The following is a 14,739-nucleotide window of genomic DNA, read 5'->3' as shown; positions in this document are numbered from 1 at the left end:
TGGCTCTCCTTGCCATATTTTTCATTCAATTTTGACTGATAAACAGTGCCAGAGAGGCCAAACTGTGGGCGGTAGAATAGCAAATTTAACCTTAAATTAAAATCTCATCATTTTGACCAACATAGCAACTTAAGACTAAAGTCCCATGTTTTTCACTACCACAGAGCCCAATATCTCACAGGATGAGAGTGTGATATTGGGCTGATAGATGAAAGTTCCCCTACTTAAATGTGGTACCGATAATTAAGTAGAAAGAGTCATAGTTTTGTTCTGTTCGACCGTAACCCATCATGATAGGACCAACAGGCGAATCAACCCCAAAAAATGCAGAGCCCGCTGCATAAAGAGGCGCTTCGTTAATTTCTAAATCTGGATCAGACCATACGCCGCCGTACTCAAGTGAGGCACCGACATAGAATGGTGAAGTAAACAATCCAAAATCATTGTCAAACCAGCGGTAGCGATAGATAACACTGCCGAACACTTTGTTTGAGCCAATAAGACTATTTCGAGCAATACCCGATAAATTCTGGAATCCACCGATTTCTTTAGGGTCTAAAGGCAACAAAGAGTTTTTACTCTGTACAAACCCAAGCTCCACATTTGCGACTAAAGTATGTCGGTCAAAGGTGTGCGCACCAATAAATTTAGCATCCAATTCATAGATAGTGTCTTCGGCAGTTGAGATATCTCCACTATCAAAACACTCTGCATTTAGGGTACCTGAAGGCTCATCATGGGAAACCATATACTCAAGGTCGAGATAGATACCTTTTCTCGGCAGGCTGAAATCATCCAGCGTATCCACTCGATAATTGGCAAAAGCACCCAGGCGTTTATAACTAAAGTCACCACACGACGGAATGGTCGATAACTCACCGTCCCCATCGGTATAACGCCCACCGAGCATGAAACGACGCCATAAAGTATCTTGATACCCTAACGCTAGCTCTGCTTTATTTTCAGTAAAGGATACCTTGTAGTAATTATCCGTCGCGCCTAATGTCGTATCGTCAAAGCCCGTTAAAGGTGCATTGCGTTTTTCATTAGAATAAGAGAGCCCAAATTTAGTAAACGATTTTTGACTAGAGAAAAATGGCGAGTAAAGCTCTGCTTCAATCAGCTTATCAGTCCCCATTTCGATATTGGTACGCAGCTCTGCACCATGAGAGTTAAGATCGGTAAAGTTGGTTGAGATACCAATTGCATACTGGCTGTCCGTGCTAAAGTCATCTTCTAGGAAGAATCGGAAGTTAACGTAATTTGGCCCCCACGACTTCTCATTCACGTCAACAATTAAGGCATCTTGACCGTCAACTTCGTCATAACGATAGGTCACCAATTCAAAACGATCCAACGCATACAAATTTTGAACGCTTTGCTCGACGTCACTGATTTTGTACTGCTGCCCCTCTTCTAGATCCAGGCGGTTGGACAACAAAGTGTCTGTGTAGTGGGTATTATTATTGAGGATGATTTTATCAACAGTAATCTCATCACCGTAGCGAAGTTGACGACGCGCTTTCTGCTTACTTTCAATGTAGGCTTGATACTCAGTCGAACTTAGGCTGAGAACAGATAACTGATCTTTCAGTGCGATCGCTTCTTGGTAACCCTCTTCAAACGCTTGTGGCATTTTGTCGAACTCAGTGGTCTCCATATCGCCGACATCAGGTTTAAGGAAGAAATCTTGCTCGGTGAGTGTTTCAGCTTGTCGATTGGTGGTGCTTCTTACCAAATAGTTAGAGAGTTGGTCCGCGACAGAGAATAGGTTGGTAAACTCTTCTTTATCTTTGTAGTCGGTACTGATATCCACAGCAATCACAATATCCGCACCTAGCTTACGGGCGACATCAACGGGCATGTTGTTAGTCACGCCACCATCCACCAACAGTCTTCCGTCCAAGTTATACGGAGGAAGCGCTCCAGGCACTGACATACTTGCCATCATGGCATCAACCAAATAACCGTCACCAATAACAACAGGTTCAAGCGCGACGATATCTGTCGCCACTGAGCGGTATGGAATAGCGAGCTCGTCAAAAGAGTCAAACGGAGGTAAGTTGCCTGCGGTTTCTCGCAACAACTTAAGCATGCCCTGTCCTTGAACAATACCTTTTGTACCTCGGATTTCTCCCCAACGGAGGCCGAGATCTGTGGTCAGTTGGTATCTGTCTTCGTATTCTTTGTCTTGTACTTTTCGTTGGCTTCGATCGACTCGATCACGATAGCCGCTATTCCAGTCAACAGTGTCGATAAACGATTCTATTTCATCTGCACTCATACCGGTCGCGTAGAGGCCACCAACGAATGACCCCATGCTTGTTCCTGTGATGTAATCGACGGGAATACGCATCTCTTCAAGCGCTTTTAAAACACCAATGTGAGCCGCTCCTTTAGCGCCACCACCCGCTAATACTACTGCTACCTTTGGTCGCTGAGGCTCTTCGGTGGTTTGCGCAGAAACAGTAAACGCAACACCACCCATCAAACCCAAAAGCAGATAAGCCAACTTTCTCACAATCCGAGTTCCTTTCTTAACAAGACCTTACGTTTATAACTGAGTGACTCAAACCACGTAAAGCAATAATCCATTAAATTATTCATCAATTGTGCTGTTACCAGCTAAATAGCTCTTTAATCCACTGCTTAGGTTGATTTGAACAGCGATTCTTGAGTTCATTAGCGTTATCCCAAACCGGCAGTTTAAAGCTGTTATTACAGTCTAAGTCTAAACTCCCCTGAGCCGTCTTCATGAAACCATAAGTGCTCACTCCTTGCGGCCAAGGTAAGGTAAGTTTTTGTGGGATTCGATGATTAAGATATTCAGCATAGACACGTAACGCGCCACTAGAGCCCGTCAATTTCGTCGGTTTGTTGTCATCACGGCCAAGCCAAATCGTCGTCACTTCTCGTCCATCTACACCGACAAACCAACTGTCACGAGTATCATTACTGGTGCCAGTTTTTCCAGCTAATGCTGCCCACGCAAACTGACTATTGAGATAACGCCCTGTTCCTTCCATAACACCGCGTTTCATCGCATAAGTTGTTAACCAAGCTGCACGCTGATCCACCGTTTGAGCGACGCGAGGCAATGATTGGAACAGCACGTTCCCCTCTATATCCACCACCGAGCGTAAAGCAGAAAGCTTAGCCTGCTTCCCCGAGTTAGTCAGTGTTTGATACATCTGCGCTACTTGGAAAGGCGTCAGAGTGAACGAGCCCAAAAACATCGACGGAACCGGACGGATCTCGTTTTTATCTACACCTAAGTTTTCCAACGTTTCGACCACTCTAGGAATACCGACTTGCATGCCTAACTCTACCGTCGGTACATTCAATGACTTAGCAAGTGCGGTATAAAGTGGTACATCTCCGCGGAACTTACGGTCGTAGTTTCTAGGAGACCAAACGTTACCTTTGCTGCCTTTTAGACTAATAGGTTTGTCATGCAGTGTGGTCGCTAGACTGTACTTCTCTGGCTGTTCTAGCGCCGCTAAGTAGACAGCAGGTTTTGCCAAAGAGCCAATCTGACGGCTGGCATTGAGCGCTCGGTTAAAGCCATCATAGCCTGTGCGCTTACCGCCCACCATGGCTCGAATCTCACCAGTATGACGATCCACCGCAACAGCGGCTCCTTCTAGAGATTTACCCGCGATGCTCGCAAGTTGAGGGATCTTCTTAGCGATCGCTTGCTCTAATTTCTGCTGTGATACTGGATCAAGAGAGGTGAACACACGCAAGCCAAGGTCCGATTGGAACGCTTCTCCTACTTTCTCTTTTAGTTCAATTTTCAGTTGCTGAAAATAAGCAGGCTGACGGCTGGCAATACGCGGATTATCTTGAATATCCAGAGGGCGACTTGCCGCCATATCATATTGTTTTGCCGTTAGAATATCTTGCTGCATCATCAAGCGCAGCACGAGATCACGACGTGTTTTTGCACGCTCAGGAAAGCGAATAGGATTGTAGTAAGAAGGCCCTTTGACCATGCCAACTAATAACGCAATTTGATCAATACGAAGCTCTTGAACTGGCTGCCCAAAATAAAGTCGTGACGCAAGACCAAAGCCGTGAATCGCTTCACCGGCACTTTGCCCTAGATAAACCTCATTCAAGTAGGCTTCCAGAATACGATCTTTGCTATAACGGTAATCAAGGATCAAGGCAATGTAGGCTTCACGTACTTTACGCCATAAGGTTCTATCGCTCGATAAAAACAGGTTCTTGGCTAACTGCTGAGTTAGGGTACTTCCGCCTTGCACTGTCCGACCCGCTTTGACGTTAGCCACTAGCGCACGAGCAATCGCGAGCGGCGAAACCCCATCATGCTGATAGAAATTACGATCTTCTGTCACCAATAACGCATCGACCATGACCTCTGGGAACTGATCACGACGTAAAAACAAGCGCTGCTGATCGTGATTCTTCTCTAGCATTCCCAGCATTTTGGGCTCAATTCTTAAATATCCTAGATTGCCACTTCTTTCTAAAGATTGAATACGAGTCAGGTTATTAGAATCAAAGTGAAGCATTACATGGCGATCAGGCTCTGGACCATCGCTAAATTCAAAAGGTCGACGGATCAACTCAATTTTCGTAGATGAGGAGGAATATTCGCCTGGGTAACGCGGCTGACGCACTTTTCGATAATTGAGAACATCGAGTTCATTTCTCACTTCTTGAATCGTAATGTTGTCGCCTGGGGCAAGATTCAAAATTCGCGCATAAACGACCGTTGGCAAATCAAACAGCTGCCCTTCGAAGCGCTGTTTGACCACGCTATCAAGATAAATTCCAACAAATAGCAATACCGCAAAACCTGCAAGACCAAGCTTCCAGCTGATTCCCCACAATGTCTTAAGCCATGTTCTCTGACCACCTTTCTTCGCGGCTGGCTTTCTTGGTTTCGACGCACGCTTACGAACAGGCTTCTTCGTTGTTGTCGTTGCCTTCTTTTTTGTCGTCGTGGTGTTTTTCTTGGTCATGAATTCAGTTGTCGCTTAGTTTTGGTTGTTGCTACATGGTTGGCAGGATCGTCTGGCCAAACGTGTTTAGGGTAGCGCCCTTTCATTTCTTTCTGCACTTCTTTGTATGCTCCAGCCCAGAAACTCGCAAGATCTCTTGTCACTTGTAATGGTCTCTGCGCTGGAGACAAAAGCTCTAACACCAATCGCTTGCGACCAAGAGCTATTACAGGAGAGCTTTGCTCGCCAAACACCTCTTGCATTCGCACTGAAAGCACTGGTTCTTGCCCTTGCTGATAGCGGATCTTTTTCTTACTGCCTGTTGGCACTTGGTAGTGTGTTGGCAACCATTTTTCGATCTCTTGATTTAATGGCCAACCAAGATAAGCCAACAGAGCGGCCTCTATGTCTATTTTGGATAACGCTTTGACTGAATGGACACCGTTTAAATAGGACTCAAGCCATTTATCGAGATGTTCAAGTAATGAAGCATCATCAAATTCAGGCCACGCTTGATCAGGTAGCCACTCACAGCCACAGCGGATTCTCTCTAACAGTTCAGTACTATGAGCTGTCCAGTTTAAAACCGATAGGCCCTTACGGCGGATAAAGTTAAGTAAAGCTTCGGTCATTTTTTCACGGGGAGGCTCGGGAAGCAGTCTTCTCTCAATGATTAAACGACCAGTTTTGATTTGCTTCTCTGCGACAAGACGTCCTTTTTGCTCATCCCAATCGACCAATTCATACTCAGAGAAGAGACTTGGAGATTGTGACTGAAGCTGATTGATGTCGAGCTCTACCGCACTGAACACCATAGAAGAGTCTGACTTGCTTCTCATCAAATCAAGCACGACGAGATAATCACTTGAAGCTAAGCGTTCCGTATCTTGAATATCGGCTCCATGTCCATTGGCGAGCACAAACCGACCCAGTTGATTATGGCGTGCTTGTGCGATGCGATCAGGAAAGGCGCATGCGAGCAGCGATGCCACCTCAGACTCATCCACCTGTGACAGTTCAAATGAACAAGATAATCGATTAGCCAAACTCTTCGCTCGGTTAAGCACTACCTTTTGTTTGTGATGTTTCCCGAGCTTGAGACGATGCACACTGTGTAGGAAATCCAGCGTATTGCGCTCTGGATCTTCAAGAAGTGCAATGACGGCCAAAGCCGTTGCTTGATGTTGATCGGCTTTAGCTAACATGGCGGCTGATCTTGGATCTAGCCCCAGCTCTCCAGCTTGATGCCCTGCTTCTGTTAACTGACCAGTGTTATCTAACAAACCCAATTGCATTAATAAGCTTTTGGCTTGAGCAATCGCCGCCGTTGGAGGAACATCTAACCAACTCAACTCTTCTGGCTTTTGCGCACCCCACTGTGCCAATTCAAGTACCAGATTTGCAAGATCGGTATGCAGAATTTCTGGCGCTGGCACATAAGGCTGCTGAGCAAGTTGGCTCTCGCTATACAATCTCACACAGATCCCTGGCTCAGTACGACCCGCTCGCCCAGCACGTTGCTCCGCTGAAGACTGAGCAATTTTTACTTGCTCCAATCTTGTCACGCCGCTGCGAAGATCAAATTTGGCAACGCGTTCAAGGCCTGAATCGACCACCATTCGTATGCCTTCAATGGTGAGTGAAGTCTCCGCAATGTTCGTCGCAAGCACCACTTTGCGCTTGCCCGTTTCGCTTGGTTGAATCGCGGCTTGCTGCTGAGCAAAGTCCAACTGTCCATAAAGCGGACATATTTGAACGTCGCTAGGCAGTTGATGAAGTCGCTCTTCGACTCTTTTGATTGCCGCAACACCAGGCAAAAACGCCAGCAAAGATCCCGGCTCATTTGCCATTAAACTGCCGATCTGTTTTGCCATTTGATCTTCTAGATACTCATTGGCTTTAGTCGCGATGTAACGGTGCTCAACTGGGAAGCTTCTACCTTGAGACTCAACATATTTCGCTTCAGTTAGCAGTTTCCCAAGCGCCTCTTGATCCAACGTTGCCGACATCACGACCAGTTTAAGATCGTCACGTAGTGCTTCTTGGATCTCTAGGCAGAAAGCCAATGCCGTATCGGCATGAATACTGCGCTCATGAAACTCATCAAAAATGACCAAATCAATCCCTGACAGTTCAGGATCGGACTGGATCATTCGAGTCAAAACCCCCTCTGTTACCACTTCAAGCTGAGTCTGTGCACTGGTCTTATTTTCTCCACGAACGCGATAACCTACACGTTGCCCAACACTTTCACCCAATTGCTGAGCAAGGTAGCGAGCGATATTTCGCGCCGCCAATCGCCTTGGTTCAAGCATGATAATTTTTCCTGAAACGATCTTCTCCAATAGGAGCTGAAGCGGAAAATAGGTCGACTTACCCGCTCCGGGTGCCGCTTTGAGAATAAGCTGGGAGTATTCGCGTACACCAGAGAGCAGCTCTGGCATCACGCCCTGAATAGGCAATTGTGACAAGGAAGGAACCTTATGGTGTAATGTCGTAGGGTCTATTGACCTTTTTCGATTAAATTTTGTTCGAGATAAAAGCGTTTTAATCGCGGCGAGAGGTTTGTAGCCTAGTCATTCTAAGCAAAATACCTCTCAACAAAGAGTAAAACGCTTTTAGCCGAACCCTATGGGCAGCTCTTATGGAGCCTTTCTTCTACGTTATCGGCTTATCAAGTAGAGTCTACATCTCAAAGCCTCTGCCTTGTATAAAGGCTCCATAAAAGCTGCAAAAATCAGCGCAAAAGGTCAATAGACCCTAATTTATTGTACATAATAACAGTAGCCAGACCCAAATGAAGTTCGAACCGCCTTTAGAGCAAGCTACGCTCATCAAACGTTACAAACGCTTTCTGACCGACATTACCCTCCCCGATGGCAGTGAGCGCACCATTCACTGCGCAAACACGGGCGCAATGACGGGGTGTGCAACGCCTGGTAATCAAGTGTGGTATTCAACCTCTGATAACCCAAAGCGAAAGTACCCTAACAGTTGGGAGTTGACCGAAACAGCACAAGGTCATCGTATCTGTATCAATACCGCACGGGCTAATCAACTTGCCGTTGAGGCGATCGAATCTGGAGTCATTAAAGAGCTACAAGGCTACGATCAACTTCAAACTGAAGTGAAGTATGGCAGTGAAAATAGCAGGATTGATATCTTGCTCAATTTCGAAAATGCACCAAAATGCTATATAGAGGTAAAAAGCGTCACCTTATTGGATGAGGAAAATCAAGGACAAGGGTATTTCCCAGATGCGGTCACAACTCGTGGTCAAAAACATCTGAGAGAACTCACAGAAATGGCTCAAACTGGAAGCAGAGCGATACTTTTATTCACTGTTTTACATTCAGGTATTGAAAAAGTCTCTCCTGCACACCATATAGACGCCAAATATTCACAATTACTGAAATACGCTCAAGAACACGGGGTGGAAGTACTGTGCTACAAGGCAGAGCTTTCAAGTGGTGAGATAAAATTGGTTAAGGCGCTCGACTTTAGCTATTAACGGCTAAAAATGATGTCACCTTCACATTGACAATAACTTTACTCACCAGTATTTGCCTCAAAAGGTTCTTTTTGCTATAGATACCCGCCTTAAATTAACTGCAAGCGCAGTTGACTAGGTGTTAGTAGGAGATGCTGCATGCCAGAAACAAAGAAAAAAGCGCTAGGCATCCTAGCCATTGCAGGGGTTGAGCCATACCAAGAGAAAGCAGGTGAAGAGTACATGTCACCTGAGCAAATGGCTCATTTTACAAAAATCTTATCAGCTTGGCGCAACCAGCTCATGGAAGAAGTTGATCGCACTGTACACCACATGCAGGACGAAGCAGCAAACTTTCCTGATCCTGTTGACCGTGCTTCTCAAGAAGAAGAGTTCAGCTTAGAGCTACGTAACCGTGATCGTGAACGTCGCCTAATCAAGAAGATCGAAAAAACGCTTAACAAGATCGAAGAAGATGAATTTGGCTTCTGTGAATCTTGTGGTGTTGAGATCGGCATTCGTCGTCTAGAAGCTCGCCCAACTGCTGATCTTTGTATTGATTGTAAAACTCTTGCAGAAATCAAAGAGAAACAGATGCAAGGCTAATCAAGCTTTGTTTGACTATTGAAGGGAGCCTTGGCTCCCTTTTTGGTTTATTAACTACACGATAATTGTATGAGTTATATTGGTCGCTTTGCTCCATCCCCTTCAGGCCCATTGCACTTTGGCTCGCTTATTGCGGCGCTAGGTAGCTACTTTCAGGCCAAGTCACAACAAGGTAAGTGGTTGGTGCGTATTGAAGACTTGGACCCACCACGAGAGATGGTCGGAGCAAGTTCGTTGATATTAGAGACACTTGAGGCATACCAACTCCATTGGGATGGTGAAGTCGTCTATCAGAGTCAACGACATGACCTCTATCAAGCGCAAATTGATCAGTGGCTTAGGTCAGGGCAAGCTTACTACTGCCAGTGCACCAGAAAGCAGATCAAAGCATCGGGCGGTTTTTATATGGGGACTTGTCGAGACTTGGCGCTAGAAAACCAAGAGTCTTGTGCCATACGCCTTAAAATGACGCATCCTATTTATCAGTTTGATGATCAAAAACACGGTACACTGCCTATCCCGACTGCATTGGCAGATGAAGATTTTATTATAAAACGCAGAGACGGATTATTTGCTTACAACCTTGCCGTAGTATTAGATGATATCGACCAAGGTGTGACTGAAGTCGTGCGTGGTGCCGATTTGATAGAGCCTACAGGACGTCAAATTAGCTTATATCAAATGCTTGATAAAGAACCCGTCAGCTATTTGCATTTGCCGCTGGCCCTTGATAGCAACGGTCAGAAGTTGTCCAAACAAAATCATGCAACCGCGATTGATAATGACAATCCAAAGCCCGCATTACTCGATGCCATGCACTTCTTAGGCTTTGAATTAACTGATGATATTCGTGCGGCGAAACTGGACGAAATCATTACTTGGGGCGTACAAAATTGGCGTGTGAATCAACTGCCGACACCGACAGAGATCACACCAATATTCTCAAACCGCTCACTGTAGGCTATTATTAGCCGCAAATTCGCCCCTATTGGGCCTAAAAATTAAACTCAAGCAAGGTTGGCTTGACCAATTGATTGCCAGATGCACATGAACAAAAACGACAATACAGCAAGCGAGACAGAAACATTTTCAGGTCTTGATTTAAATATTATTACTCGCCAAGAACATAACATCTCGCGCAAACAGATCAGTGATAATGCATTGAAAGTACTCTACCGTCTTAACGGTGCAGGCTTTGATGCATACCTTGTCGGCGGCGGTGTCCGCGATCTATTGCTTGGACAACAACCAAAAGATTTTGATATCGCGACAAATGCGACGCCTGAAGAAATCCGTCAGCTATTTAGAAACTGCCGATTGATTGGCCGTCGCTTCCGTCTTGCTCACATCATGTTTGGTCGAGACATCATTGAAGTCGCTACTTTCCGTGGTCATCACCAAGAACCAAGTAAGAACGTTTCACAGCAGTCAAAAGAAGGCATGCTTCTTCGTGATAACGTCTACGGTACGATTGATGAAGATGCCGAGCGTCGTGACTTCACCATCAATGCGATGTACTACAACATCGGTGACTACTCAATTCACGACTATGCTGGCGGTAGCGACGACCTAGAAGACAAATTAGTACGTCTTTTAGGCGATCCTGAAACACGCTACCGCGAAGACCCTGTACGTATGCTTCGTGCGATTCGCTTTGCGGTCAAATTAGATTTCGATATTGAAGAAGACACCGCAGCACCGATTGAAGAGATGGCGACTCTATTAAGAGATATTCCACCCGCTCGTCTCTACGAAGAATCACTCAAGATGCTTCAATCTGGCCACGGTTTAGAAACTTACCACTTAATGCGTGAGTACAACCTATTCCAACAGTTGTTCCCTACGATTTCTGAGTTCTTCACTGAAGATTACTCTTCACCGACCGAAGAAATGCTCGATCTTGTGCTTGATTCAACCGATCAGCGTATCGAAGAAGGCAAACGCATCAATCCAGCCTTTATGTTTGCAGCCATGCTGTGGTATCCACTGCAGGAAAAAGCAAAACAGCTGATGGAGAAGCGTAAACTCGCCTACTACGATGCCATCATGGAAGCGAGCAACTACGTTCTTGACGATCAAGTACGCAGTATCGCCATTCCGCGTCGTCACACCGCTACCATTCGTGAAATTTGGCAACTTCAGCTACGTATGCCACGTCGAAATGGCAAACGCGCTTTCCGTCTCATGGAGCTTAACAAGTTCCGTGCGGGCTTCGATTTCTTAGAAATGCGTGGTGAGATCGAGCAAGGGGAAGTTCAGCAGTTGGCAAAATGGTGGGAAACCTTCCAAAACGCTGGACGTACCATGCGCCAAGCGATGGTTGAAGATTTAGATGGCAACGGCGAAGGCCAACCAAGACAACGCCGTCGTAAAAATTACCGCAAGAAAAAGCCAAAGGCATCATCATGATCACGGTATTTATCGCGGTAGGCAGTAATCTTGGCGATCCTGTCTCGCAAGCCAATGTGGCGATTGAAGCATTAAAACACTTACCAAGGTCTGAATTCGTTCAGGTCTCTTCGCTTTACAGCAGCACACCAATGGGGCCGCAAAATCAGCCTGACTATATCAATGCTGTTGTCGAGCTCAAAACAGAATTAACGCCACTTGAACTGCTCGATTGCACTCAAACAATTGAGCTAGAGCAAGGGCGCGTCCGTAAAGAGGAACGCTGGGGGCCAAGAACCTTAGATCTCGATATTCTTCTTTATGGCAATGAGGTGATGGATTCCGAGCGTTTGACTGTTCCTCACTATGGAATGAAAGAGCGTGAATTCGTGCTCTACCCGCTCGCAGAGATCGCACCAAATTTAACCCTCCCATGTGGGACCAGACTGGACGACCTATTGAAAGTCGTTGACCAAAACGGTCTGCGTATTTGGCAATCATAGCCAACTCCTGTAAGGAACAATCATGAAAAAAATTTCCATCAATGACCTGATGAAATGGAAGCAAGAAGGTCGTAAATTTGCCACTTCTACCGCGTACGATGCGAGCTTTGCTCAATTGTTCGAAAGCCAAGAGATGCCTGTACTGCTTGTCGGCGACTCTTTAGGCATGGTTTTACAAGGCGAATCTTCGACGTTGCCTGTCACAGTAGAAGATATTGCTTACCACACGCGCTGTGTACGCGCTGGTAGCCCAAACTGTCTACTTATGGCCGATATGCCATTTATGAGCTACGCAACGCCTGAGCAAGCGTGTGAGAGCGCTGCGGCTCTAATGCGTGCTGGCGCTAACATGGTGAAAATTGAAGGTGGCGACTGGTTGGTCGACACCGTGAAAATGCTTACAGAGCGCGCCGTTCCCGTTTGTGCTCACTTAGGGTTAACGCCTCAGTCAGTCAATATTTTTGGCGGATTTAAAGTACAGGGCCGTGAGCAAGACAAAGCGGACCGCATGGTACGTGATGCACTTGCACTTCAAGAAGCTGGTGCTCAAATCATCTTGCTAGAGTGCGTACCTCAAGAACTTGCCGCTCGTATCACTGAAGTGTGTGATGTACCTGTGATTGGTATCGGGGCTGGTAATGTTACTGATGGCCAAATCTTAGTTATGCACGATATGTTTGGAATTTCAGCGAACTACATGCCAAAATTCTCGAAAAACTTCCTTGCAGAAACAGGCGATATGCGTAAAGCAGTAGCTAAATACAAGGAAGAAGTGGAAAGCGGTGTCTTCCCTGATGAAGCACACACAATCGCGTAAGGAATTTTGCCATGCAAACTTTTGCTGAAATTACCGCTCTAAGAGAGCAAGTTAAACAGTACAAGCGTGATGGTCGTAAAGTGGCCTTTGTTCCTACGATGGGTAACCTACATGAAGGGCACCTCACTCTAGTACGTGAAGCACGCAAGCACGCTGATATCGTAGTGGTAAGCATCTTTGTGAACCCTATGCAGTTTGACCGTGCAGACGATCTCAACAATTATCCACGTACACTTGAAGACGACCTGAACAAACTTAACGGAGAAGGCGTTGAACTGGTATTCACACCAACGCCTGAGATTATTTACCCAAATGGTGTAGAAACTCAAAGCTCGGTTGAAGTACCAGGATTATCAAATATCCTAGAAGGCGCTTCTCGCCCTGGTCACTTCCGTGGTGTGGCGACGGTTGTCACTAAGCTGTTTAACATCGTACAACCTGACGTAGCGTGTTTTGGTGAGAAAGATTTCCAGCAGCTTGCTGTTATTCGCAAGATGAGCGAAGACCTCGCAATGGATATCGAAATCGTCGGTGTGCCAACCGTTCGTGAAATGGACGGTCTAGCAATGAGCTCACGCAACGGCTTGCTAACGATTGATGAACGCCAACGAGCACCTGTTTTGGCTCGCACAATGCGTTGGATCAGCAGTGCAATGCGTGGTGGCCGAGATGATTATGCTTCAGTGATTGAAGATGCGAGCGATCAGCTACGCGCTGCGGGCCTTCAACCTGACGAGATCTTTATCCGTGATGCACGTACTCTGCAAGCCATCACAGAAGAGACAACTCAAGCGGTCATTCTAATGTCCGCATTCCTTGGTAAAGCTCGCCTAATCGACAACCAAGTTGTAGAGATGGCAGTAGAAACTAAGGAAGATGATAGTACGGAAGAAGTGCCTGAGTCGGCTGAATAGTCGTAAAACACAATAAAAGGTCGACATAATGTCGACCTTTTTAGCTATAGATACAAACTTCACCTTCAGGACGAGTTTTAAACCGTTTGTGCAGCCACATCCAAGCGGGAATATCTCGACTGATCATACCTTCCAGTTCTTTGTTTAAAATGCTAGCCGTCTTGATTGGATCTCTCCGCTCAAACTGGCTACTCAAGTCAGATCCAATATTAAGCGTATAGTGCCCTTCACTTTGGACTGTGACTCCAGAAATAACCGCACATTTACTCGCATCAATCAACATACTCGAACCAGCCGTGCTTGCTGCATCTACCACACCAAAAAACGGTGCAAAGACTGACGATTCTGGGCCGTAATCATGGTCAGGCAAATACCAAAGTCTATGACCATTTTTCAAAACCTTGAGCATCGATTTAATATCTTTTCGATCAATCATCTTATGGCCCTTTCTCGTTCTCCCTCTATGCTGAATAAACTCATAAACTGGGTTTGAATTAGGTCGATAAACGCCATAGCCTAAGGCAAACTGGCTAAAGATACGTGCCGTTAACTCCAAATTTAAATGATGACTGCAAATAACTAGAACGCCTCGTCCGGCTTCCTGTTGAGCAAGCATCTTCTCTTTTCCTACGATTGATACTATGCGCTTTATTCTCCACTCGGGCCAAAACCATGCCATTCCAGTTTCGATCAATGCCATACCTGTATATCCAAAATTTTGCACGACCAGACGTTCACACTCTTGTTCAGAATATTGAGGGAAACAAACCATCAAATTGCGTTTGGCTATAAATCGGCGACGCTTCATCAATAAGAAGGCAACCTTCCCAATACCTTCACCTAATTTTCGTAAAATACAATAGGGAAGAATATTGACCACGACATACAAGACACCAAATGCTAGCCACACAGGCCAATACTGGGGCAATAGCATTTGGATAGAGAAGGGAGGAGATTGAACAATTTTCATAAGGCTACCTATTTGGTACGGCAACCCCTAAAATAACAAAGTGGGTGTCTAAAAAATGTAAAAAGAGCAGCGATAAAAGCT

Annotated in this window: 11 protein-coding genes; 7 read left to right on the top strand and 4 right to left on the bottom strand. The window is 45.8% G+C overall.

Annotated features, from left to right (window positions below; genetic code table 11):
• Window positions 1-220: 220 nt before the first annotated feature.
• The 3 genes from F0231_RS11165 to hrpB all read right to left on the bottom strand — a co-directional run bounded on the left by F0231_RS11165 (window position 221) and on the right by hrpB (window position 7,441).
• The gene (locus tag F0231_RS11165) at window positions 221-2,488 is read right to left on the bottom strand and encodes a patatin-like phospholipase family protein (protein ID WP_171759825.1); all 2,268 of its coding nucleotides are present in this window, start codon (window positions 2,486-2,488) and stop codon (window positions 221-223) included.
• A 130-nt stretch (window positions 2,489-2,618) separates the two neighbouring features.
• The gene (gene mrcB, locus F0231_RS11160) at window positions 2,619-4,991 is read right to left on the bottom strand and encodes a penicillin-binding protein 1B (RefSeq protein WP_171759800.1); all 2,373 of its coding nucleotides are present in this window, start codon (window positions 4,989-4,991) and stop codon (window positions 2,619-2,621) included.
• Window positions 4,988-7,441, bottom strand: a complete 2,454-nt coding sequence (gene hrpB / locus F0231_RS11155; protein WP_171759799.1) for an ATP-dependent helicase HrpB — start codon at window positions 7,439-7,441, stop codon at window positions 4,988-4,990. The genes mrcB and hrpB overlap by 4 nt, the downstream gene beginning before the upstream one ends.
• 326 nt (window positions 7,442-7,767) lie before the next feature.
• Here hrpB and sfsA point away from each other — a divergent pair, with 326 nt between their 5' ends.
• From sfsA to panC, 7 genes are all read left to right on the top strand, one after another.
• Entirely contained in the window at window positions 7,768-8,481 is a 714-nt protein-coding gene (gene sfsA / locus F0231_RS11150; RefSeq protein ID WP_171759798.1) for a DNA/RNA nuclease SfsA, read from the top strand.
• A gap of 138 nt (window positions 8,482-8,619) precedes the next feature.
• Window positions 8,620-9,066 carry an RNA polymerase-binding protein DksA gene (dksA, locus tag F0231_RS11145; RefSeq protein WP_171759797.1) on the top strand — a complete coding sequence of 149 codons (447 nt, stop codon included), beginning with the start codon at window positions 8,620-8,622 and terminating at the stop codon, window positions 9,064-9,066.
• Between the two features lie 69 nt (window positions 9,067-9,135).
• A complete protein-coding gene (gluQRS, locus tag F0231_RS11140) occupies window positions 9,136-10,026 on the top strand; it encodes a tRNA glutamyl-Q(34) synthetase GluQRS (RefSeq protein ID WP_171759796.1) in 891 nt (296 codons plus the stop codon).
• An 81-nt stretch (window positions 10,027-10,107) separates the two neighbouring features.
• Window positions 10,108-11,475, top strand: a complete 1,368-nt coding sequence (gene pcnB, locus F0231_RS11135) for a polynucleotide adenylyltransferase PcnB (RefSeq protein ID WP_171759795.1) — start codon at window positions 10,108-10,110, stop codon at window positions 11,473-11,475.
• Window positions 11,472-11,957: a 2-amino-4-hydroxy-6-hydroxymethyldihydropteridine diphosphokinase gene (gene folK / locus F0231_RS11130; protein WP_171759794.1), complete on the top strand. Its 486-nt coding sequence runs from the start codon at window positions 11,472-11,474 to the stop codon at window positions 11,955-11,957. Before pcnB ends, folK begins: the two co-directional genes overlap by 4 nt.
• A 22-nt stretch (window positions 11,958-11,979) precedes the next feature.
• Entirely contained in the window at window positions 11,980-12,774 is a 795-nt protein-coding gene (gene panB / locus F0231_RS11125; protein WP_171759793.1) for a 3-methyl-2-oxobutanoate hydroxymethyltransferase, read from the top strand.
• 11 nt (window positions 12,775-12,785) lie between these two features.
• Window positions 12,786-13,688 carry a pantoate--beta-alanine ligase gene (gene panC / locus F0231_RS11120; RefSeq protein ID WP_171759792.1) on the top strand — a complete coding sequence of 301 codons (903 nt, stop codon included), beginning with the start codon at window positions 12,786-12,788 and terminating at the stop codon, window positions 13,686-13,688.
• 40 nt (window positions 13,689-13,728) lie between these two features.
• On the opposite strand, the gene lpxL is transcribed toward panC, so the two are convergent.
• Window positions 13,729-14,658, bottom strand: a complete 930-nt coding sequence (lpxL, locus tag F0231_RS11115) for an LpxL/LpxP family Kdo(2)-lipid IV(A) lauroyl/palmitoleoyl acyltransferase (protein ID WP_171759791.1) — start codon at window positions 14,656-14,658, stop codon at window positions 13,729-13,731.
• Window positions 14,659-14,739 lie beyond the last annotated feature (81 nt).

The sequence above is a fragment of the Vibrio sp. RE86 genome, from assembly GCF_013114545.1.
GTDB lineage: Bacteria > Pseudomonadota > Gammaproteobacteria > Enterobacterales > Vibrionaceae > Vibrio.
This window is presented reverse-complemented; position numbering and strand designations above follow the sequence as displayed.